This window comes from Ruegeria sp. BHSC037 (assembly GCF_059613045.1).
On the sequence record NZ_JBXWRT010000016.1, the window covers coordinates 55785 to 77713 of the forward strand.

21 protein-coding genes and 1 tRNA gene are annotated in these 21929 nt (G+C 59.6%); 7 read left to right on the forward strand and 15 right to left on the reverse strand.

The window, feature by feature from the left end; genetic code table 11:
• Positions 1–10 precede the first annotated feature (10 nt).
• A complete protein-coding gene (locus AC2FMN_RS15280; RefSeq protein ID WP_496689195.1) occupies positions 11–694 on the forward strand; it encodes a type 1 glutamine amidotransferase domain-containing protein in 684 nt (227 codons plus the stop codon).
• A 62-nt stretch (positions 695–756) separates the two neighbouring features.
• Here the strand turns inward: AC2FMN_RS15280 and AC2FMN_RS15285 are convergent, their stop codons facing one another.
• Together AC2FMN_RS15285 and AC2FMN_RS15290 are read right to left on the reverse strand one after the other, a co-directional pair.
• Positions 757–2736 carry a RiPP maturation radical SAM C-methyltransferase gene (locus tag AC2FMN_RS15285; protein ID WP_496689197.1) on the reverse strand — a complete coding sequence of 660 codons (1980 nt, stop codon included), beginning with the start codon at positions 2734–2736 and terminating at the stop codon, positions 757–759.
• A gap of 6 nt (positions 2737–2742) precedes the next feature.
• Positions 2743–3024, reverse strand: coding sequence for an Os1348 family NHLP clan protein (locus AC2FMN_RS15290; RefSeq protein WP_149776248.1), 282 nt, complete (start codon positions 3022–3024; stop codon positions 2743–2745).
• Between the two features lie 196 nt (positions 3025–3220).
• Here AC2FMN_RS15290 and AC2FMN_RS15295 point away from each other — a divergent pair, with 196 nt between their 5' ends.
• Entirely contained in the window at positions 3221–6082 is a 2862-nt protein-coding gene (locus AC2FMN_RS15295; RefSeq protein ID WP_496689199.1) for an ATP-binding protein, read from the forward strand.
• A 770-nt stretch (positions 6083–6852) separates the two neighbouring features.
• On the opposite strand, the gene AC2FMN_RS15300 is transcribed toward AC2FMN_RS15295, so the two are convergent.
• From AC2FMN_RS15300 to AC2FMN_RS15315, 4 genes are all read right to left on the reverse strand, one after another.
• Complete coding sequence (locus tag AC2FMN_RS15300; RefSeq protein ID WP_496689201.1) at positions 6853–8031, reverse strand: carbohydrate porin; 1179 nt, start codon at positions 8029–8031, stop codon at positions 6853–6855.
• Positions 8028–8777, reverse strand: a complete 750-nt coding sequence (locus tag AC2FMN_RS15305) for a DUF3299 domain-containing protein (RefSeq protein ID WP_496689203.1) — start codon at positions 8775–8777, stop codon at positions 8028–8030. Before AC2FMN_RS15305 ends, AC2FMN_RS15300 begins: the two co-directional genes overlap by 4 nt.
• Positions 8778–8853: 76 nt before the next feature.
• Entirely contained in the window at positions 8854–10353 is a 1500-nt protein-coding gene (locus tag AC2FMN_RS15310) for a metal-dependent hydrolase family protein (protein WP_496689205.1), read from the reverse strand.
• Complete coding sequence (locus AC2FMN_RS15315; protein WP_496689207.1) at positions 10331–11764, reverse strand: amidohydrolase family protein; 1434 nt, start codon at positions 11762–11764, stop codon at positions 10331–10333. Before AC2FMN_RS15315 ends, AC2FMN_RS15310 begins: the two co-directional genes overlap by 23 nt.
• A 325-nt stretch (positions 11765–12089) precedes the next feature.
• Here AC2FMN_RS15315 and AC2FMN_RS15320 point away from each other — a divergent pair, with 325 nt between their 5' ends.
• The gene (locus AC2FMN_RS15320) at positions 12090–12977 is read left to right on the forward strand and encodes a helix-turn-helix domain-containing protein (protein ID WP_496689209.1); all 888 of its coding nucleotides are present in this window, start codon (positions 12090–12092) and stop codon (positions 12975–12977) included.
• A 1139-nt stretch (positions 12978–14116) separates the two neighbouring features.
• On the forward strand, positions 14117–14470 hold the full coding sequence (locus AC2FMN_RS15325) for a hypothetical protein (RefSeq protein WP_496689212.1): 354 nt from the start codon (positions 14117–14119) through the stop codon (positions 14468–14470).
• Positions 14471–14717: 247 nt separating this feature from the next.
• On the opposite strand, the gene AC2FMN_RS15330 is transcribed toward AC2FMN_RS15325, so the two are convergent.
• From AC2FMN_RS15330 to AC2FMN_RS15355, 6 genes are all read right to left on the reverse strand, one after another.
• Positions 14718–14792: transfer RNA gene (locus AC2FMN_RS15330), tRNA-Phe, on the reverse strand.
• Between the two features lie 79 nt (positions 14793–14871).
• A complete protein-coding gene (locus tag AC2FMN_RS15335) occupies positions 14872–15054 on the reverse strand; it encodes a DNA gyrase inhibitor YacG (RefSeq protein ID WP_496689214.1) in 183 nt (60 codons plus the stop codon).
• Positions 15051–16073 carry a ribonuclease E/G gene (locus AC2FMN_RS15340; protein ID WP_496689216.1) on the reverse strand — a complete coding sequence of 341 codons (1023 nt, stop codon included), beginning with the start codon at positions 16071–16073 and terminating at the stop codon, positions 15051–15053. Before AC2FMN_RS15340 ends, AC2FMN_RS15335 begins: the two co-directional genes overlap by 4 nt.
• Positions 16070–16648: a Maf family protein gene (locus AC2FMN_RS15345; RefSeq protein ID WP_496689218.1), complete on the reverse strand. Its 579-nt coding sequence runs from the start codon at positions 16646–16648 to the stop codon at positions 16070–16072. The genes AC2FMN_RS15340 and AC2FMN_RS15345 overlap by 4 nt, the downstream gene beginning before the upstream one ends.
• An 11-nt stretch (positions 16649–16659) precedes the next feature.
• Entirely contained in the window at positions 16660–16878 is a 219-nt protein-coding gene (infA, locus tag AC2FMN_RS15350; protein ID WP_005620785.1) for a translation initiation factor IF-1, read from the reverse strand.
• Positions 16879–16966: 88 nt separating this feature from the next.
• Positions 16967–17842, reverse strand: coding sequence for a carbon-nitrogen hydrolase family protein (locus tag AC2FMN_RS15355; protein WP_496689220.1), 876 nt, complete (start codon positions 17840–17842; stop codon positions 16967–16969).
• A gap of 169 nt (positions 17843–18011) precedes the next feature.
• On the opposite strand from AC2FMN_RS15355, the gene AC2FMN_RS15360 reads away from it, so the two are divergent.
• Positions 18012–18500 (forward strand): hypothetical protein, encoded by a 489-nt coding sequence (locus AC2FMN_RS15360; protein WP_496689222.1) that lies wholly within the window; start codon positions 18012–18014, stop codon positions 18498–18500.
• Here the strand turns inward: AC2FMN_RS15360 and AC2FMN_RS15365 are convergent.
• On the reverse strand, positions 18497–19126 hold the full coding sequence (locus AC2FMN_RS15365) for a ribonuclease T2 family protein (RefSeq protein WP_496680417.1): 630 nt from the start codon (positions 19124–19126) through the stop codon (positions 18497–18499). The genes AC2FMN_RS15360 and AC2FMN_RS15365 overlap by 4 nt on opposite strands.
• 130 nt (positions 19127–19256) lie before the next feature.
• Between AC2FMN_RS15365 and AC2FMN_RS15370 the strand changes: the two genes are divergently transcribed.
• The gene (locus tag AC2FMN_RS15370) at positions 19257–20018 is read left to right on the forward strand and encodes a DUF1013 domain-containing protein (protein WP_496680415.1); all 762 of its coding nucleotides are present in this window, start codon (positions 19257–19259) and stop codon (positions 20016–20018) included.
• 54 nt (positions 20019–20072) lie between these two features.
• Positions 20073–20462, forward strand: coding sequence for a hypothetical protein (locus tag AC2FMN_RS15375; RefSeq protein WP_496689224.1), 390 nt, complete (start codon positions 20073–20075; stop codon positions 20460–20462).
• Between the two features lie 48 nt (positions 20463–20510).
• On the opposite strand, the gene AC2FMN_RS15380 is transcribed toward AC2FMN_RS15375, so the two are convergent.
• Together AC2FMN_RS15380 and AC2FMN_RS15385 are read right to left on the reverse strand one after the other, a co-directional pair.
• Positions 20511–21542, reverse strand: a complete 1032-nt coding sequence (locus tag AC2FMN_RS15380) for a permease (RefSeq protein WP_496689226.1) — start codon at positions 21540–21542, stop codon at positions 20511–20513.
• A complete protein-coding gene (locus AC2FMN_RS15385; protein WP_496689228.1) occupies positions 21535–21843 on the reverse strand; it encodes an ArsR/SmtB family transcription factor in 309 nt (102 codons plus the stop codon). The genes AC2FMN_RS15380 and AC2FMN_RS15385 overlap by 8 nt, the downstream gene beginning before the upstream one ends.
• Positions 21844–21929: the final 86 nt, after the last annotated feature.

Consider the following 21929-nt stretch of genomic DNA (forward strand, 5'->3'; position numbering starts at 1 on the left):
AGGAAAAGCAATGAAGATCCTCATGGTTCTGACGTCTTATGACCAACTCGGCGACACGGGCCGCAAGACCGGCTTTTGGCTGGAAGAGTTCGCGGCCCCCTATTACGTGTTTAAGGATGCCGGGGCCGAGATCGTGTTGGCCTCGCCCAAGGGCGGGCAACCGCCCATCGACCCGGCCAGCGACGAAGACGCCGCGCAGACCGATGCCACCCGGCGTTTTGCGGCAGACACGGACGCGCAGGCCCAGCTGGCATCGACCCGGCGCCTGTCGGAAATCGACGCCGAAGGCTTTGACGCAATCTTCTATCCGGGCGGCCACGGCCCGCTGTGGGACTTGGCCGAAGACGCGGACAGCAAGCGCCTGATCGAAACCTTCGTCGCGACGGATCGCCCGGTCGGCGCCGTCTGCCACGCGCCTGCGGTCTTCAAGCACACCACCGCCCAAGACGGGAAGCCGCTGGTCTCGGGACGCCGCGTCACCGGGTTCTCGAATTCCGAAGAGGCGGCCGTGGGACTGACCGACATCGTACCCTTCCTGGTCGAGGACATGTTGAAGGCCAATGGCGGGCATTACGAAAAAGCCGACGATTGGGCCCCGTTGACGGTGAGCGACGGGCGCCTCGTCACGGGCCAGAACCCGGCCTCGTCCGTGGGGGCTGCCCAAGCCGTCCTGACCCTGTTGAACGGAAACTGACCGGAGCACCGCCCCTGCGGCAGATGCGCTGCGGGGGCGGGCATTCGTCGGGCAACCCTGCCTTAGCCGTGCTGCGGGACCGTCGGACCGGGCGCTGCTGCCGAGCGGCTCTCGGGCGCGAATTCCTGCGGTCGTTGTGCGGCGAAGGCGTGTTGGGGCGTTGCGCGAATATCTGCCCAGTCCGGCGCACGCGAAAAGCCCGGCGTTCTGAGAACCAGACACAATGCCGAACTGCCCTCGGCATGGATCAGCCCGGCGCGCTGTAACCGTTCAAGGGCCTGCTCGACGGCTTTGGCGTCGTACCTGCCCATCAACCGCTTGTGCAACAGATCGACCCCCATGATCGTCGGGCACAGGTCCAGAATGGATCGTTCGACCTCGGACAGCGTATGGGTGACCGGGCGTTCGGGACGACGGGAATCCACGACACGATCGCCATCGAAATAAAGCGCCGCCGCGCTGGCCTGCCAATCCTTCAGGCTGTGCAGCACCGGCTGCGCGCGCTGATCTGCCGGGGCTGAACCGTCCTCGAGAATGTCGAAATGATAGGCGTGATCCCACAAATCTTCGGCCGGAACCGCATAGACATGCGCATAGGGCTTTGCCGGCGCGACCTTGATGCCAAAGGCTTCGGGGCGTTCGAAATAGGGGCTGAAACGATCCGCCCGCACCGGCCCGACCGAACCCGGCGGCTGCAGGTGCGCAAGCAACGGGATCAGACGGGACAGGTTGTGGAACGTCTCAGCGGTCTCGCAGGGAAAGCCGTACAGAAAGCACCATTCGACGAACACGCCCGCCTCGGCGCACAGCTTGAGCGTCTGGATGTTCTGAATCCCGGAAACGCCCTTTTTCATGTGCATCAGGGTTGCCGTGTCAAACGTCTCGATCCCCGGCTGGACCTTGCGTATGCCGGCATCAGCCAAGGCTGCTATCACTGACGGGGACAGGTTCGACTTCACCTCGTAATGCATCAGAAACGGGCGTTCGTCGCGCGCAAGCCGCGGGATCAACGTCTTGAGATAGCGATGGTCCAGAATGTTGTCGACGACCACGATGTCGGGCCCATACAGGTCGGCCAGGTGGCGGAACTCGGCAAGCGCCCGGTCCGGGGACTTGCTGCGATACGCCATCGTCTGACCGTTCAGGCCGCAGAACGTGCAATGGTGCTTGGCGCCCCACCAGCACCCGCGTGACGTCTCGATCGTGGCCGAAGGCGTCAGGATGTCGGACAATCCCGGTGTCTGTTCGAACCGATCGAAGAACGCGCTGAAATCCGGGATCGGCAAGGCATCGAGATTTGCCGTCAGACGTGGCGGCTGCCCGGGGCGGTCATACCGCAGGTCCGAGCGCGTCAACATCCCGCGAACGGCGGGCAGGTCGCGCCGGGTTCGCACCTCGTTGAGAAATTCGGCAAAGGCTTGCTCGCCTTCGCCCTGGCACACGGCATCCAGTTCGGGGTGTGCCCGCAAAAGCGCCTTGCCCAGCGACCCCTCGCAATTGGCACCCCCCATGACGATCACCAGGTCGTCGGATCGTTTTCTGAGGGCTCGCACAAGCGCGACCGACGCCATCACCTGCTGGAACGACGATGTGATCCCGACCACGGTCGGAGCGCATGCCATCACCTCGTCGGCGCACCGCTCCACAAAATCCCGCGTCAGTTTTCTGGCTGCCAACGCGCTTTGCACATAGGTCAGCCACTCGACCCCCTCGACATGGTCGCCCAGGACATCCAGCAGATAGGCCATCGCATCCGGCTCGGGGCGCGGATAGACCAGATCACTGAACAACCACTCTCCCAAGAGGGCCTGATAGACCTTGCCGTCCGACAGCAGGAAATAGTCGTCAAGGCCGATGGTTTCGGCAAAGTCGAAGCTGAAGTATTTTTCCGTGGTCGCGACCCCGGCGTCCCTGGCCATGGTCGCCAGCAGCGATATCCCCAGCGCGGGATGCTGCAGCGACGAAAACGGCATCGACACCAGGCACAGACGATGAAGCGCCGCAGGTTGCGACGTCACACGACCCGGCGGCGTCTCGCTCATGCGGGATTACGCGCAGCGGGGGCGAAGCACACCGTCGGATGTCTGTTCGTAGGCCGCCTTGATGTCCTGCATCGCGGTCTTCAGATCCGATTCTCCGGCAAAGACCGAACTGATGGCGCCCAGAAGCTTGCGCGCGTGATCGTCCTGATCCAGCGTGATACCAAGACGGTCCACGACCTCTTCGGGGTTCTTGATGAACGCGTTGCGAAACGCCTCGTCCAGCACCCCGCGCCCGATGATGGTCTGGACGTCTTCCAAAGTCAGTCCGCGAGTATGGTGATCGGTCATTTCTGTCCCCAATTTCTTAAAACCATGGGGAACTCGTATAGTGTTATTGGAGAAAATTCAATGGTTAAGCACCATGCGCCCTCCTCCGATCCCAGTGGCGACTGCGCCGCTGATGTAAGGTCGGCCGTACGGATCGGGCTGGATTAATCCGGGCGGACCAGACATACTCGCGTCCGACCGGGGGGAGCCTTCGAGAATGCGGAGTCGAGTACAGATCGAGCCGACCGAGCGCCGAATGTGTTCGGTTCTTTTTGCTGACATCGTGCGTTCGACCATGATCATCGGCGATCTGGACCCCGAAGATGCGGTCAGCCATCTGGGGCCGGTGATCGAACAGATCATGACCATCTGCGAAAAGCACGGCGCGACCACACTGTTCACAGGGGACGGCGCGCTGGCGGTCTTCGGCTCGCCCCAGGCCGACGAGGACCACGCCGCAAAGGCGATTGCCAGCGCGCAGGAGATCATCCGCCAGATCGCCGGGAAGGGAGATCAGAGCCCCGACGTCCGCATCGGAATCCACGCCGGCGAACTGCTGGTCAGCGATCTGCAGCACACCCAGGGACACGAGCAGGCCTTTCTCGGGCCGGTCATGAACATCTCGAGCAAAATCGAGGCCGCAGCCCGCAAGAACGTGGTGACGGTCTCGGAAACGGTCATCCAAAGCGTCGGTACCCTGTTCGACCATGAACCTGCCGGCGAATTACAGATCGACGGACGCAACAAGACGCTGAAACTGTTCGAGATCAAGGCCCGAAACGAACAACGGTCCCGGTGGGCATCGCTGGCGCGTCGCGACCGCTCGCCCCTGGTCGGGCGCGAGGCCGAAATGGCCCGGCTGCGCGAAGCTTGGTCCAGGGCCTGCCAGGGTGAAGGCAACTCGGTCCTGCTGCTTGGCGCGGCGGGGGTCGGAAAGTCGCGCCTGACCCACGAACTTGTGGAAAACATCGCGCCCGAGGCGTTCGACCTATGGGAGTTCAATTGCTTCTCGCTGGATCAGACGGCCGCCTATCTGCCAATCATCCGCGCCTTGAACGCCCGCATGAAACTCTCCGACTGCCAATCCGACACCGAGTTGGAAGCGAAGCTTTCAAAGGGGATCGGCAACACCAGATTCCTGGACAAACACACCAGACAGGCCCTGTTTTCGATCTTTCGCCGCGCCCGGACCGAAGTCGAACAGGCCGCCGGCGACCCGTCGCGCCGGCGCCGCAAGCTGAACGACATCCTGTCTAGGATGATCCTGTCGACCCGGAAAGAGAAGCCGCTTCTTCTGTTGTTCGAGGATCTTCACTGGGCGGACCAGGGCACATTGGACGTGGTTCAGGAGTTGCTTTCAAGCATCTCCTTCCTGCGGGTTCTCGTAGTGCTCACTTCGCGCAACGCGACGCCCTTCACAAGCGATCAGAAAGGCAGGCTGCAGCTGCTTCCGGTCCCCCCGCTCGGCGAGGACGACTGCCGGGAATTGATTTCGCGCCTGTTGGGGCCACGAGGCGACGACGGCCGCTTGCGCGACTTCGTCGACACCATGAGCGGTCGCACCCCGTTGTTCGTCGAGGAATTCGCCCACCATCTGCGAAACCGTCTGGACCGGACACAAGGCAACGAAAGCCTGCACCGCGACCTTTCCGATCTGGAAGTACCGGCCCGCGTCCAGCCTCTCATCGCGTCCCGGATCGACACGCTGGACAGTGAGAACAAAAAGGCGCTGCAGGTTGCCGCAGTCGGCGGTCTTCGCTGGACATGGAGTACGCTGACCGAAACGCTTCAACGACTGGGCTTTGAAGCCCGGCCTCGGCTGACGGCCCTGATCGAAGGCGGTTTTCTGGAAACCTACGGCCCTGCGGAAAACCAGCAGATCCGGTTCAGTCACGCGCTGGTGCAGAAAGTCAGCTATCGCAGCATTCCGCGACTGCGCCGATCGCGCCTGCACCGGGCCATCTTTGAGGCCCTGCACGCCGGTGCAGACACCGATGATCTGGAAATCGCCCAGGCCATCGCCCGCCATGCCGATCAGGGTGAGCTGTGGCAGGAAGCAACCGAAGCCTATCTGCGCTGCGGCGAGCTTGCCAGCCGACTGTTCTCGTTCGAGGCGGCGGTTTCGTATTTCGACAACGCGCTGCGTTGCGTCGGCAGGCTGAAGGCCGAGACCGGATCTCAGAACGTGTACGAGCTTGAGCTGCGGGTTCGCCGGGGCCTGCGCGTCTCGCTGGTGGCCAGCGGTAATTTCCGCCGCATTCTCGAGATCTCGCACGAGGCAGAGAAATTGTGCGATGACGCGGGGGACAGGGTCTCGAAGATCACGTCGCAGATCGATCAGGGGATCATGACGACGATCCTGTTCGATATTCGTGACGCGCGCCGAATTTCGCAACGCGCTCTGGACAGCGCGACCGAACTGGGCGATGCCCGGCTGCAGGCCAACGCGGCCTTTGCCTTGGCGCAGGCCGCCTGGTTCCACGGGGATTACGAAAGCGCGAAAGCGGCGATCGACCATCATGCCGGTCTTTTCAAGAATGAGTTCCGCACCGTCGAAACCGGAACGACCGGATCGATTTCAGTGCTGGGAATCGCAACGCGGGCAAACGCCCTGAGCATGATGGGCCAATTCGACAAGGCCGAGGACGACATCCACGAAGCGCTGGAAATCGCGGGCGAGACAGGCAAGGTGTATGACCGCAGCTTCGCCCTGATCGCGCGCGGGATCAATTGCTGGAAAGCAGAAAACGACGCGCGTGCGGCAGAGGCATTGCGCACGGCACTAAAGATTTCCATTGAGGCCGGGATCGATGTTTTGAGTTGCTTTGCAGCAGCGCCGCTCGCCCGTGTGCTGGCCCGAAACAGAGACTTCGCGAATGCGCGGCTTGTCCTGACCAAAAGCCTCGGCCTTGCACGGGAAATGCAGATGGAAGCATTCGTCGCCTGGCTGTTGAGTGCCGAGATTCGGGTTTTGCAGGAAGACGGTCAAGGCGGCGAAGCCGAAGAGGTTGCCGCTGAACTGGCTGACCTTTGCCGACAGAACGGATATTTCGGATGCGACCCAACCTTGCTTCCTTGACGTGGTTTAACCAGTGTCCTGCGCTCCACATGGTGATCCTCCACTGAAGTGGTCCACCGCTATGTTTGGGATAACTGAGGATGGAGTTCACACCGTTCTTGGTCCGGTGAATGCTGACGTCAGACAGCCGGGTCGATCGATGGGCCTCTAGCCGCCACTGGCTATCCAGACTGCCAGAAGCACGGCCATCAGAGCGACATGCCGCGAGCCGTTTCCGAGAAGGCCGAGGCGGCGCTCCCGTCCGTGTTCCGCGCGACCGAGATCGAGGAATAAACCCGGCAGTGCATCGCGACCTTTAGGAGGCGATTCTGGTGGCACCGGGTATTGCACGGCAGGTCCAGGTCTCGGCGAGACAGGTCTGCCCGTGCTTTGCCCCGAGATGCACCACGTGGATTTGTTGCCCCGAGTCGCGGTTCGACCAATACCAGCACTGAAGCGCAGCGCTCAAAGTGGCAGATTTCTGTTTTATTTCATAGGCTTGAAATGGTACCCGGGGGCGAAATCGAACCACCGACACGAGGACTTTCAATCAAGTTTCCAGACTTAATTTCAATAGGTTATATCAAAATGCATCACTTTGTGTATAACTTCTGAATATCGCAGAGGCGAATTTAGGTTAAGGTATTGAAAATTAAATTAATAATCCTGGGCCAAAGAAAGATTTGAATACTTGTTCAGTCGCCCATCCTGCCTCCATCAGTCCACCGAGAACATTCACCTAACAATACTCCCATAACTGCTTTGATTTCAGTTACTGCTTTCGGCCCGCATCAGAAAACGATCCGGGTTCTTAGACCGAACAATGTAATGTTATCCTGATCAGGGTTCAGAAGTGGGTTGGATATGAATTGTATCGACGGTGTGATCTGCAGTCCGGGTGAGATTGAAAAGCGATAGAATGCTTCAAGCGTGAACTGATCGCCGTCTATGCCTCTTGCCTCAGCCCAGTTCAGACCCAGCCCTGCCAAATCGGTATTGCGACCGTAATAGCCGACACCGGCAGAAATGGACCGATCATATAGTGCTGCCGTCCCTTTTGAAGCCCCAGCCCGAAAGAATGGCATCCACTTATTGTCAACAAACCATGCGGCAGAAAACGCGGCGCCGTAGTCTTCTGGACGGCTACCATCATCAGCCGCATCCGCATGCCAGAGTGTCAGATGGATATTGTCGAAGTAGATGCGGTCAAAGCCCGAAGTGTAGCCGATTTCGAGTGATTTGAATAAATTTCCATCGCTGAACACATCAAAGTTTGGATCAGACGGGTCGGCATTTGCGTCTGAGACGCTCGCGACGGCGTAAAGGTTATCGCTCAGCTTTATCCCACCGGCAAGGCCAATGCCTTGGTTGGGCGTGTTAATCGTCGGGTTGGTGTTGAAGGACAGGTTTTGGAAACCACTATAGGGGCTTACCAACCCGTAAATATCCACAAAGTCGGTTACATCAATCTGCCCGACTTGCAGCGTCCACGAACCGTTCTCGGCCCTTTGGGTCCAGAACAGGTTGGTCAACAACAAACCATTATCGTTGAAGGCTGTCCCTGTGATCGAAAGCGCTCCGCCATCCAGCCCAAGAAACTGTGGGGCAACATCGGTATAGCTGTGCCGGTCTTCGATCTTGAATGTCAGAGAACCCCGTTCAGTTGCCTGCCAACTGCCGTAGAAACGAGCGATTCCACTTGCGGCTTCACCAGTTCCCAAATCAGCGTTCGTGGTTTGGCCCAATGCCAGGTAGTCCAAGTTGAACCGGAACCCACCCTCAGCAAGCCGGTCTTTCCACTGAAACCAGCCCGGCGCGATATTGCGCGGAAAATCGGAACGATATTGTGGGTCGGTCAGCCCATCTCCGGGCTCCAGATCAGCTTCGACCGAAGAAGGCCCGGACAGTCCTTGCGCCGAGGCAGCGCCAGCAACCGCAACACTCAATGCGACAACGAGAAGTCTAATCATTCCGACGCCTTTGCCCCGCCGGTCTTGCGATGACCCGCTGCTAGGATGCGACCAGCAATCGATGCCGCCCAATCATTTGTTGTTGGCGTGCTGGCCATCAGATCTCGCATCGTTTCAGTCTGCGAGACCTCCAAAACATAGCTGGAGGTCATTGGCACATTGCCGTCTACGATGCGGAAAGTATGGTTTGTTTCTTCAATTGACAGTTTGCCTGTCAGCCGCACCGGTTCGTGCATAGTGCTGGGGCTCCAGTCGTCAACTACTCGCGCCCGGATCATCTGATTGGCGTTTGGCGGTGGGGTATGGCTACACATGCCGCGTACGGGAACGAGGTAGACGACAGTGGTCCCGTCCGCTTCGACAGGCGCTGGGATAGCGTAACCCGCCAATGTAACGATTTGTCCATCAAGCTTCGGATTAGCCGCTGTTGCTGCTTTCTTGCGCCGGTCGGCAACGATCCAGCGTTGGTCGATCAGCCAATCTGCATCAATCCCGTCTTCAGACAGTTCCTCAAGTGCCGCATTGATTTTTGCGGCACCGTCGGCCATCTGAGCCTCGCTGAGAGTGGCGTCGTTCAGCAGCTCTCTGTTTCGGACGATCGTCCGCAAGGATTCGATCTGTTGATAGTTTAAGTCCTCAAAAGGATCCTCATAGGTTTGCGCCGACGGATCGATCAGATCCTCCCAAGCGATCTGCTCAGCCGTAGCGGGCGTGGCGAGCGGAACAAACAGCGTCAGAAAGCTCATAGTCAGCAAACGATGCATCTCTTTCTCCAAAAATGTTTCGCTGGGCGGCCGAGGTAAAAAAAGCCGCGGAAGATCATCAGTTCAGCGTGTTTTTATAAATAACGCCGTCCTTCATGATCAGTCTTATTGTCGGGATGTCACGGGGACGCGGCTCGGCGTCGTACCATTTCTCGTTTCCGCCGATCACACCTATGTCTTCGAGGGGATTTCCATCGACAATCAGGATGTCGGCGTATGCGCCTTCTTTGATAACGCCAAGTGGACCCTCAAGATACGGATTTGCCTTGCCGGAAAACGCCATGAGCTCGCCAGCCGAGGATGTCGCGGCAACCAGCATTGCGTGATTGCCGAAAAGCTCAGCGTGAAACCACTTCTCGTAGTCGAGTTGCGTCCTTAGCAACTCGCCCGTCGCGAACACGACATCAGTCTGGAAAGCCATCTTCGGTCGGATCGCCTTGACGTTCTCGACAAAGTCCTTGGCTAGGTCGGTCGCGAGCGCCAGCTTTGCCTGGTTCTCCGGGCTCTGCAGCCCAGGGTTTTGTTCGAGATACGGTGATATTCCGGTCATCTGCGACACAAGGAATACGTCATTATCCTTCATCAGCTGCAAGGTCTCACGGCTCGCAAAAAAACCATGCTCGATACTTCGCACACCGGCATTTACAGCTCGACGGATCCCCTCGTCGGAGAAGACATGTACGGCGACATAAGTATCCCAGTCGGCCGCTGCGCGAACTGCAGTTTCGATCTCTTCAGGAAGAAACTGAAGCGTATGCAGGGGATCAAGAATCGACGCAACGCCGCCCCCCGCCATAAGTTTGATTTGGGTTGCTCCTTGGGACAGGTTTTGCCGGACCGCTGCGAGGACGGCATCTTCGCCGTCAGCCACCGTCGTGATGCCGAGACGTTGCGCGTTGCTGTCATCAGGATAAGGCGGCAGGTTCGGGTTCCGTTGCGAGCCGAAGCGCAGATCGCCGTGGCCGGATGTCTGCGACACGAATGCGCCGCTCGGGTAAATCCTCGGTCCTTCGACGAGGCCGGCATCGACCGTCTTCTTCAGGCCAGAGCCGCCACCGCCCATCTCACGAACGGTTGTAAAGCCACTGTAGAGATATTCGTTGGCCATATGTGCGGCGCGCGGGCCGATCTCGTCCCACATGCCACTCTCCATACCAGCGACACCGCCGGGCATATTCATGTAAAGATGAGTGTGCGCGTCGATCAGGCCGGGCATGAGGGTGCGGCCTTCACAATCAATGACTTCGGCACCCACGGCCGAGAGCGACGCATCCCCGATGAACGCGATAAGATTGTCTTTGATCAACACGTTGCGGCCTTCGGCAAGGCTGTCCGCGACACCGTCGAACACGGCGCAATTAGTGAACAAAAGCTGTCGCGGCTCATCTTGAGCGATCGCGCCTGAGGCGAGTGCAAACGACAGTACGACAATGAGAGGTTTTCGCATTGCGGTCCCCTGCAAATTTTCTGTTGAGCTTCTTTTGACCGCGGGGCGGCCGAGGTAGAAACCGCCCCGCGCGATCCAGATCAGATGATCATGGATAGACTTGCGGCTCACGAACCGCCGGGCGGTACATAATACTATCGCTCTCGACCAGCGTGTTCTTGTAGGCGCGACCATCCTTCATCACGAGTTGCAGCTTGCTCTCATCGAGGATCAGGTTGATGTCTTTCAAAGGATTACCGTCCCAGATCAGGATGTCGGCATAGCTGTCCGGCGCGATCCGGCCGAGGTGATAGGTCGGATAGGGATCTTTGGGCCCGGACCATTTCAGCACGATACCCGCGTTGCCCGTGTAGTGCTTCAGCGCCTGTGCCGGGCTGAACCCGACCGACGTGGGGCACACGATGTCCTCCTTGATCTTCTCAACCAGGCCGGGGCTGAACATGTCCGAGCCTCCAATGATGAACATGCCATAGTCGTTCATCCACTTGGACATGGCGCGTACGCCTTCGCCAACCGCCACGCCCTTGAGTTTCTGCTCGTGCGTGAAGAAGGCCGGCATGCTCTCGTAGGAGCCGAAGGTATTCACGCTGACATAACACTGGAAACTCCAGACGATGTCTTTCGTTTCGTTGTATTTCGCCACCATGCGCTTGACCATGTCCTCCGAGATCAGGAAGCCATGCTCGAACGAGCGGGTGCCGAGCCGCAGGTGCCGGTCGTAGCTCTCGTCGTGATAGGCATGCACGGCGACATAGGTGCCATTGTCCTTGGCGATCTCGACGGCCCGGGCGACCTCGTCCTCGGCAAGCCCGAGGATCTCGAGCGGATCGAATTCGCTGGCCACGCCGCCGCCGCCCATGACCTTGAGAAACGCCGCGCCCCGCCGGAAGTTCAGGCGCGCCGCGCGGGTCACATCATCGACCCCATCGGTCACCCATGTATTCGACGTCAGCTGCCCCATGTCCTGACCGTTCTCAAGCGTGGCCGGCGGCACGTTGCGCCCCGCCCAGTCGCTGTGACCGCCGGTTTGGCCGATGGCGCCGCCCGACGAGTAGACACGCGGCCCCCGGACCAGGCCCATGTCGATGGCCTTGGCGATATCCAAAGGATCGCCGGCGATGTCCCGAATCGTGGTGATCCCCTTCATCAGCATGTGATCGTTCATGTACTGAAGCGCGATGGCGCCGCCCGCCGCATCGTCCCAGCGGGTCTGATAGGCGGCGGTCCCCTCCGGCGGGTTCAGCATCACGTGCTGGTGCATATCGATGAAACCGGGCGTCATCGTCTTGCCACCGACATCGACGACAAATGCGTTCGGCGCATCGATGGGGTCGGTCGAAACCTGCGTGATCGCGTTACCTTCCACCAGCACGTTCGCCCCCATGATCAAATCGGGGCTGAAACCGTCGAACACGTTTGCATTGGTGAACAGAATCGGCGGCGGCGTATTTTCCTGCGAAGCCGCAGGTGACGCGATCGCCAGCACTGCAACGACCGCCGTTGCGGTTATTGTCTTGGACATGATTTGTCGGACTCCCCTGGTCTTGTTTCGGCATGTGGGAGCCTCGGCCGATCATCGATTACTTTTTTGAGTGTCTCGCGCACAGAAAAATCATAGGCGGCAATGTTAGCTCCTCGCACGAAAAGCGTACTAGGCCTGAAAGAGGCCGCCTAACAGTTTTTCGGTTTCAGGATGAAATGGTAAATTTGAGGTCGCAAAATGGTAAATGCCTTGCGATACTACGTCGTGTGCGCTCTGATGATGGCGGAAGGTATTGGTCGCAGTCGTAAAACTTAGGTACGCGCTGAACTTCGCGATTGCCTGCGAAGACGCTGGCTGTGACCCAATGAAACTCCTGCAAGCTGTCGATATCGACGAACGTATGATACAAGAACCGGAGCTGATGATCGCGGAGCACCAGCTCTGGACAATCGCAAGCGAAGCCGCGACGAGCACCGGAAAATTCGACATCGGCTTTGATGCCGGATCCGTTTCCAGCGTGCAGATGCATGGCGCCCTGCGGCAACTTTATGATCAGAAAACACTTTTCGAACGCTTGGTCACCTTCTGCAAAATGGCGAAGCTGGAATACAGCAGAGCCGATTTCTTTGTTCGACCGGTCTGGAATGGTCTGGTTTTCGGCCGCAACGCCATTGCCGGTGATCGCGAGCAGGTCCGGCAGGTTGAACTCTATGTCCTTCAACTCATGCTAGAAACCATCCGGAGTGCACTGGGACCGTCCTGGGCTCCGAAGCGGCTGAACCTACAGTCGGATCATCACCCCGACCTCGAATGGCTGGCCCAATCCGCGGAAGCAAGACTTCGGTTTACTCAGCCGGTCACGGAAATCCACATCGAACGCGGGGAAATGGTTTCAGAGGCGGTCATTTTGCCCGATCCTGACACACATGATCAGATGGTTCCCACGACGCGCGCCATTGCCGCGCTGGTCTGCACCTACCTCTACGATCCACGCTTGTCACTACAATTCATCGCACGGTTGCTTGGCCTAAGTGACCGTCACCTGCAGCGCGATCTTCAAAAAGAAGGGACCAGCTTTTCCGAAATTCTGTCCCGGGAACGGACAAAAGCCGCAATAGACATGCTGAAGGTGCCGGAGTTAACGATATTTGAGATATCGAAATCCTTGGGTTACTCCAACCAGGCGCATTTCACGCGAGCTTTCATCAGAAGCACAGGAATGACACCATCTCAATTCAGGAGAGGCGTCTAAACTCAAAACATCTCTGCAACCAAGATCTGAAATTTCATTGGTTGGCAATGAGCTACGATTTTTTTTGGGCTGAATGCAGTAGTTGAGCGTGCACCGAATGCGGGCTCCGCATGCTCGATGTTGGAGCTGCAATTTGGCTCTTAGGAAAAACTTTACCTTGGGAGCTTTTTCTGCCCTCAAGCCGATCAAACATACAACGCGTTTCCACAACTGGTGCTGACGAAGGGAGTAATTGGAAACAAAGGCAGACACCCGTCTACCGCAAACAATTGACCTGTTCGTCCGCATCTTGCTCGTTCGCCAATCTGACGCGCAATGTCAGATGACAAACAGCCATGCCCCCACATGACTGGAGCCACAACGCACCTCAGCAAAACCTGTTGCCCGCTGGTCCAAGAAATCCGAAGCCTTCTACAACAAACGCTGGTTTGTCGTTTACGGAGAGGGCAAGGCATGGCCGAGTATGTTGTTTTATAACGGGTTTCGACCGAACGGCAGGGGCGATCCGGCCTCGGGCTGGAAGCGCGGCGGACTATGGTGGAACAATTCCTGACACCCGCTGATCAGGTCATAGCCGAGTGTCTGACCGCGAGGGTTATGTGTCCAGCCGCATGGCCAGTGACACCACTGCGGGAGGAAAGAAACCGACCAAGGCGACAGCTTCTCGCTGGTTCAACTTGATGACTACTGTCGCTGAGACTGTAGGTGATTATTTGGGTTCACAAGGACGGGGACTAGCTTTGGTGGACGACCTCTTGAAGTGACGCACCTTCTTTCGAGAGGAAGACGGAACCCATCGAACGTGGGCGTGACGTGGTAATTTGCCAAAAGCCCTGTGAGGCTTGGTCAAACAAGTCAAAGAAGGGCGTTCCACTGAGGTGGAACGAACTACACCCCAAGGCGAAAGACTTCTTGTCTACTGAAGCCACGCTACAGTCTCTCAGTCCTTTGTACCGAGACTACACGTTGGCACTGATCGCCGGAGATGACCTAAGCAAGCGGCGCGACACCCCACTTTGGGCGGAACGAAGCGAAACCGCCAAGAAGGGGTAGCCCCGATCAAGTACGGGACGCAGACGGATAAGATTGCGTACCAGCGAGCTTCGGAGCTCTTCGAAGCGGCAGATGCCGCTGAACGCATGGCCCGTACCGCCGTCGCCACCACCAATTCAGCAAATGGTCAGACTGTAGAGCGTGTTGTGAAAAGGGAGGACCTCGGGTTCCCGTCCGCAGCAGCACTTCAGGACTACATCACCGAACTTATGGGGGCTCAGGAGTATTGCTGCGAACTGACCGGGCTTCCGTTGGAATTGGATGAAGTGAATGGTGACCCTGCGATGTTCGCTTCCTTGGATCGCATCGACAGCAGTGGGCACTACGAGCCCGGCAATCTCCAAGTTGTTTGTCGCTTCGCGAATTTTTGGAAGGGCGCTCAGGATAACGCTGAGTTCAAGCGGCTGATCGACGTGCTAAGGTCTACTGAGGTTGGCTGAGACCTCCCCAGAGCGACACTCTACTGTCCAGCAAATAGCTCTGTTGTTGACCCTGATCCAAAACACTGTGGGGCAAACGCTGTGTTGGGTTTTCTGTGGCCAACACATTGATTCCAAACACTGTGTTCGACACAGCTTTCTCAGCCATCAATCCCCACAGTAACGCACTACAAAACTGTGCGATGAGTGTGCAACGCACAAAGTGAAAACTGTGAGATGGATAGTCTATTGATTTTGCTTTGAAAAATGGTGCCCGGGGGCGGAATCGAACCACCGACACGAGGATTTTCAATCCACTGCTCTACCCCTGAGCTACCCGGGCACGGGAACGGCGTTTGCCGTTGGGTGCAGGCCTTCTATGACTTGCCAAACGCCGTGTCCAGAGGCTTTTTCAGATTTTTTCAGTGTGGGCGATCCTTGATTTCGACAGCATCCTGAATCTCACCATCAAGGTCTTCCTCGCGCTGCGAAGGAACCGCATAGGAGCCGTTCAGCCACTTGGCCAGATCAATGTCCGCGCAGCGTTTCGAACAAAATGGACGAAACCGTTGGACCGTATCTTCTCCGCAGATCGGACAGCTCATTTCAGGACCTCCGACAATGGAATGCGGCCACGTTTGCGCTGCAACTCGAAATGCCCCAGCGGTGTCCAGCCGGCAAGAACGGTTTCTTCGCTGTCTGCCTTGAAAGCAGCACGGAGTGCGGATTCGAATCCGCGCCGGTCTTTCTTGGGCATCGGCGCAAGGTCCAGCGTGATCTGCCCGCCCAGCCCCCGCACGCGCAGGGCACGCGGCAGTTCCTTGGCGCAGGCGAAATTGGCCTTTGTTCCCGCCGCCAGCGAGCTATCCGAACCGGTGTTCACGTCCACGGCCACCAACGCCCGGGTGGGCTCGATATACATATGCGCCCCACCCATCAAGGGATGGGATGCGCCGCGTGCGGTGTCCAAAGCCTCGAGTACGCCATGGTCCGCGAACCCGCCCGCCTGGGTCGAGACCTCGGCCGGCTCCACCCATTCGCGCCAAGCGAGGACATGCGGTCCGTCGCCCTCAGACAGCGTTTCCAACGCGATTCCGGTGTCGTTCACGACCTGCTCGGCCAGCGCTCGCATGGCGGCGATGTCTTCAGCGATTTCACCGGCATCCGCGCCTTGGCAACCGGAGCGCAGGATCAGACCGAAGGGGCTGCCGTCCATCTGCTCATGCGCGATCACCAGCAGCCGGTCGCGCTCCTCGTCATCGCGGATCGAGCGGGAGATGTTCAGCCCGGGCGCATCCGGCGTGACGATGGCATAGCGGCTTTTGAACAGGATCCGGTTTGTCACCGGCAGGGCCTTGCCCGGCTCGGCATAACCCGTGACCTGCACCAGCAGCATTTCGCCCGGCGCCAACCCTTTGACCTGCCGAAGGAAAGCCGGACCATCCGGGGTGCTCAGGAACATTCCGCCCTGCCCCTTGACTGGCCGCTCGGCCCGGGCCCGATAGATAGTCCCAGGGGCAGGCGCATCGGCGGCGATCAGGAAATCATCCAGTTTGCCATCCACCATCAACGCGGCGGCTTCGCGGCCCTGAATGTGATCCAGGATGATCGTTCGACCTTTCATGATGCCTCGCGATACAGAGGGTAGCCGATGCCTTGCAACAGCCCGGCGGTTTCCGCCAGGGGCAGCCCGACGATCCCGGTGAACGAACCCGAGATCCATGGAATGAACGCACCCGCGGGACCCTGAATGGCATAGCCACCCGCCTTGCCCTGCCAATCGCCGGTGGCGAGATAGGCGTTGATTTCCACGTCCGAAAGACGCTTGACCTTGACTTGGCTGACAACGTCGCGTTGCAGCACCCGATCACCGCGACGCACCGCGACCGAGGTGATCACTCGGTGGCGACGTCCCGACAGGGCAAGCAGGAACTCGGCGGCCTGGCCGGCATCTTCGGGCTTGCCCAGTATGCGTCGGCCCAGCGCAACCGTCGTGTCGGCGCACAAGACGATATCGTCCGGGTTCGCCTGCACGGCATGCACCTTCTCGCGGGCAATACGCGCGCAATACCGCAAGGGCAATTCCCCCTTGCGCGGCGTCTCGTCGATGTCGGGGGCAGCAATCGTATCGGGCTGCACGCCAAGCTGCGCCAGCAGGTCCAGCCGTCTGGGGCTGCCCGATCCCAGGATGAACGCCATTGCGGCAGGCGTTACTTGAAGCGGTAGTTGATCCGACCCTTGGTCAGATCATAGGGGGTCATCTCGACCTGAACACGGTCGCCGGCCAGAACGCGGATGCGGTTCTTGCGCATCTTGCCTGCCGTATGTGCGATGATTTCATGGCCGTTTTCCAGCTCGACCCGAAACGTCGCATTGGGCAGGAGTTCCTTCACGACACCGGGAAATTCGAGCGTATCTTCCTTGGCCATGTTGTCTCCATTGTTGCGTTGTCCCGCGGAATCCGCAGGTGTGCGCTTAAATGGTCCCCTTTTGCCAATTTTTCAAGGGCGGAATCGCCTAAAGGCGCGACAATGTGACCGATTGGACGCGGGGATCCTGTTCCGACCAGTGTGACCGGTTCAGAACCCCGCCATCAGCCCGCACATGGGCGATCGCGTCCAGATCGACCTCGGCATAGGTCCAGCCCGGCTGGTTCAGAGCGCCTTCCGCCAGAACGCCGGTCTCGGGGAAACCCACGTCGGGAGGGCCGAACACACCGCCCATGCCGGTGTTCTTGTCGACCGCCTCAGACCAGTCATTGTCGCCGACCAGCGAGGCCATCGCGGTCACACATTGGTTTTCCAACGCCCGCGCCATCGCACCGATGCGAACGCGCCAATAGCCCGACAGGGCTTCGGTGCAGGACGGCACCAGGATCAGGTCCGCCTCGGACAGGGCGCGGCCGAGTAGAGGAAACTCGCTGTCATAGCAGATCAGAATGCCGATCTTGCCCAACGCCGTGTCGAACAGTTTCAGCGGCCCTCCCGGCGCGATTTTCCAAGGGGTGCGCTCGAACCGGGTCATGATCTGCTTGTCCTGGTGGTCGTGGCCACCGGCGGGCGCGTAGAACGCGGCCCGGTTCACGGGGCGGCCCTGCCCTGCATTCACCGGTGCGGACGCGCCCAGAATGTACGCATTGTACTCGACAGCAAGGCGCCGGTGCAGGGTGTGGACTTCCTCCATCCGGTCGGAAATGGCCTGGATCGAGCGCTCCAGGTCGCCGGCCACCTCGGCACCGTCCAGAGTTGACAGCTCCATTGCACCGTATTCCGGGAACACCAGCAACTGCGCGCCCTGCCCCGCGGCCTGCGCAACCCAGTCGGCCAGCTTGTCTTCATACTGCGCCCAGCTATCCAGCCAGCTGAGAGGGTATGCGGCGGTGGCAAGTCTCATCCTGCGGGTCCTGTCCAACGAATTCGCACGAACTCTATGGGCGGGATTGCCGGGTGTACAGGTCCTTCGGCAGGGCGAAAGGTCCCGGATCGAGTCGCGATCCGATTGAAATCTGACGATACTTCTCTAACCTGCGGGTCTGAACCCTGTTTGCCCGGAGATTCCGACCATGACCCGCGTCATCGCGCTCGTTCTTGCCGCCTTCACCGCCGCCTCCGCTTGGTCACAGCAGTTGATAGACAAGGGGTTCGTCGAAGGCTGGAACATCATGATGGATCCCAATCTGGGTAACGGCTGCCTGATCCAAACGGTGTATCAGGACCTGTCGGTGGTGCGTCTGGGCTATGACGCGCTGGACAATCGGGGCTATTTCACCGTTTTCCACAAGGGTTGGGGCGACATCGAGCCCGGCAAATCCTATCCGATTCGGTTCGATTTGGATGGCAAGAGCTTTGACGCCACCGCCATCGGCTTCAAGCAGGATCGGGTGCCCGGTGCGACCGTGTTCTTCACCGACCGGAACTTTGTTACCGCCATCGCCCGGAACAAGACGATGACGGTCTACAATCCGGCGGGCGAGCGGGTTTTGGCGATCGACCTGAAAGGCACCGCCAAGGCACTGGACTATGCCCGCGACTGCCAGAACAAGAAGCTCTAGCGAATCGGATCGAACACCGCGTCCGATGCGGTACAGTCCCGGATCACGTCCCGCCCGCAGGGCACCGGGTCCAGTTCGCGCGACAGGCAGATGCGTACTTCTTCGATGTATCCGCTGTTGCAGGTGACGGTGATCATGTCGGGTTCCAGCCCCGGGTTGGCTTTGACAAAGGCCTCCTCGACCACGCGCGCCGGCAGTTTGACCGGCTTGTCCAGCTTGCGGAACACCGCGGGGCGGTTGATGCGCTCATAGGCCTGCCGCGACAGCGCGTAATAGTCTGCCGCGGACAGGCCCGAACAGGTGCCGTGTTTCTTCCACTGATGCCAGGCAAGGCCGGAACTGCCCTGAATATCCTGCATTTCACGGGTCTTCCCGCGAGAGGGCGGCGCTTTGGGCGTGGGGCAATACGACGGCCAGCCTTGGTGATATTGCGGCCACAGCCCGTGCAGGATCCAGCCGTGATCGTGGCGCGCATCGCATTGGTCGGACCCGCGCGCGTCACCCTCGCGGGCGCACCAGTTGGGCGACCAACTCAGCGACAACACGTAATAGTCGAATTCCCCTGCCTTCTCGCCCTCGGCTAGCGCGGCCACCGCACTGAATGCCCACAGAACCACCCAACGCATTCGCCTCTTCCCTTCCGGCTTTTGCGCGACTATATACGCCCCGAGTTCCCCGACAACGGAAACCTGCCCCAAGACCTCGGGGCCGCCGAATTCCGGCGACGGGACAGATGTATTCAAAGGAGACGGGCTCATGGCAAAACCCCTGATGGCCAAGGCGACCGCCGTGTGGCTGGTGGACAATACCACGATCAGCTTCAAGCAGATCGCGGATTTCGTGGGCATGCACGAGCTGGAAATTCAGGGCATCGCCGATGGCGATGTGGCCGCCGGCGTCAAAGGGTTCGACCCGATCGCCAACAACCAGCTGACCCAGGACGAGATCGACAAGGCCGAGAAGGATCCGCTGCACAAGCTGAAGCTAAAGTTCAACCCGGCCGCAGCCGGCGAGGAAAAACGCCGCGGGCCTCGCTACACCCCGCTGTCCAAGCGGCAGGACCGTCCCAACGCGATCCTGTGGCTGGTCAAGTTCCACCCCGAACTTTCCGACGGCCAGATCTCGAAACTGGTAGGCACCACCAAGCCGACGATCCAGTCGATCCGCGAGCGCACCCACTGGAACATCGCCAACATGCAGCCGATCGATCCGGTGGCTCTGGGCCTGTGCAAACAGTCCGAACTGGATGCAGCCGTTCAGAAGGCCGCTGCGAAGAAGGCCGCTGAAGGTGGCGTGATGAGCGATGACGAGCGCCGCAAGCTGGTCTCGACCGAACAGTCGCTGGAGATGGACGCCGCGCCCAAGATCCCCACGGCAATCGAGGGGCTGGAAACCTTCTCGTTGTCCGATGACGACGAAGAAGAAAAGGACGCGGAACCGATCGTCGATGCCGACAGCTTCTTCAACCTGCCCAAGGGCGGTGCCGAAGAAGACGATGAGGATGACCATCGCAACTAATCAGATTTGGGCCCCGACCGCGCAGGTACGGGGCCTTTTTCATCGGAACGGATTATGCTGAACATACTGTCCAAAGTCGTCGGGCCGCACCGGGCGGTCTCGATCTACGCATTCATGAAAACCAAGGGACTAGTCATTCTCGGTGGCGTCAGCGTCATCGGAGTGGCGGCGGCCCTGCTGTTGCTGAGCGGTGATGGCAGGCATGAACACGAGGCCTTCCTGACCGTGCCGGTCCTGTCGGCGACGCCGATCAACGGTGACCTGAAGAACGGGGTGATTGCTTCGGTGCGCCTGCCGGATGGGTCTGCCGCTTCGATCACGGCGACCGAGGCCCCGATCGCGCAGACCGTCGGCACGACCGCCTGCATTGAAAAGCGCGTCTACATGGATAGCGGCGAACCGCGATACCGGTTCAAGCTGCCGAAATATTGCGCGGGCAGTTGATCGGCCGGCGGGCTACGCCACCCGGACCGTCGCCGGGTGGCATGCGTTTCACAGCATCTGGAACAGGAAACCTGCCGCGATCGCGCCGCTGATGCCAAGGCCCAGGTAGGCCGCAAAGACACGTGCTTTGACCAGCGACCACACCGCAGCCATGGCCGGGATCGAGCTGACCGCGCCCGCGATCATGAACGACATGGCCGCGCCGGCGCTCATCCCCTGTTCCATCAGCCCGGCCAGCAGCGGCGGCGCGACATACGAGTTCAGATAGGCGGGCATGCCCACGAAGGCCGCGATTACGATCGGAACCACGCCCTCGCCCCCGACCGCGCGCGCGATCAGGTCCGCCGGAACATAGCTGACCAGCAGCGCCTCGAGCACATAGGCAAAGGCCATCCATTTCAGAAGGAACAGGGCATTCTGCACGAATTCGGCCCGGAACCGGGCGCGGCGCTCGGGCACCTGCCAGAACTTCCACACGGGCTTCTCGTTTTGCTTCGGGGCGCAGCCACAGCATCCGGCCGGCTCGTACCGGCGCAACGGCCGGGCGAACGCCCCGCGACGCATCAGAAAGCGCACGGCAAAGCCTCCGAACAGGCCCAAGGCCACCGCGGCCGCGGCCTTGCCGATGGCAAAGGGCCAGCCCAGCGCACCGGCGGTGATCAGCAGGGTCGGCGGGTCGATCAGAGGCGAGCTGAGCCAGAACGCCATCACCGCCGACAACGGCGCGCCAAGGGCCAGCAGGCCGGCGATGAACGGAATCACCTCGCAGGAACAGAACGGCGCCAGCCCGCCGAACAGGGCGGCCAGAAAGATCATCCGAGCTTCGCGCCCCTCAAAGGCGCGGGCCACCATCGTTTCCGCTCCCGTGGCCTTGAGATACGAAAGCAACAGAACCGCAAACAGGATGTACTGACCGGTATGCGCCAGCGCCCTTCCCGCGAAGCTGACGACAGCGACCCAGTTGCCCGGGTCCAGCACGGCAACCAAGGCAAGGATCGCCGCAATCGGCGCCCAAGGGGTCTTGAGATAGTCGGTCAGGCGCTTGCCAGCCGCCTTTGGGGTCTGCGTCAACTCAGCCATCGTTGGCGGCCTTTCCTTGCTGGTCCGCGCAGCATTCGCTGAGAATGAACTGCGCGAGGTTCTTCAGTTCGTGGAAACAGGCCCGGTTGATCGTGCTGCGCCCCACTTTTTCCTGTTCGACCACGCCGCCGGCGGCCAGAAACCGAAGGTGATGGGCCAGGGTCGACGGGGCGATGCCGGTCCGGCTCTGGATTTCTCCGACGCTCAGCCCGTCTTCGCCGGCGCGCACCAAGGTCTTGAGCACCTGCAATCGGGCTTCGGACCCCATGGCCGAAAACCCTACTGCCGCTTTTTCCCACATGCTCTACCCTCCATTAAACTAAATTTCTAGTTTTTTAGAATTATTTACAGGGACATGTCAATGCCGGAAGAGGGTGATCAAGGATA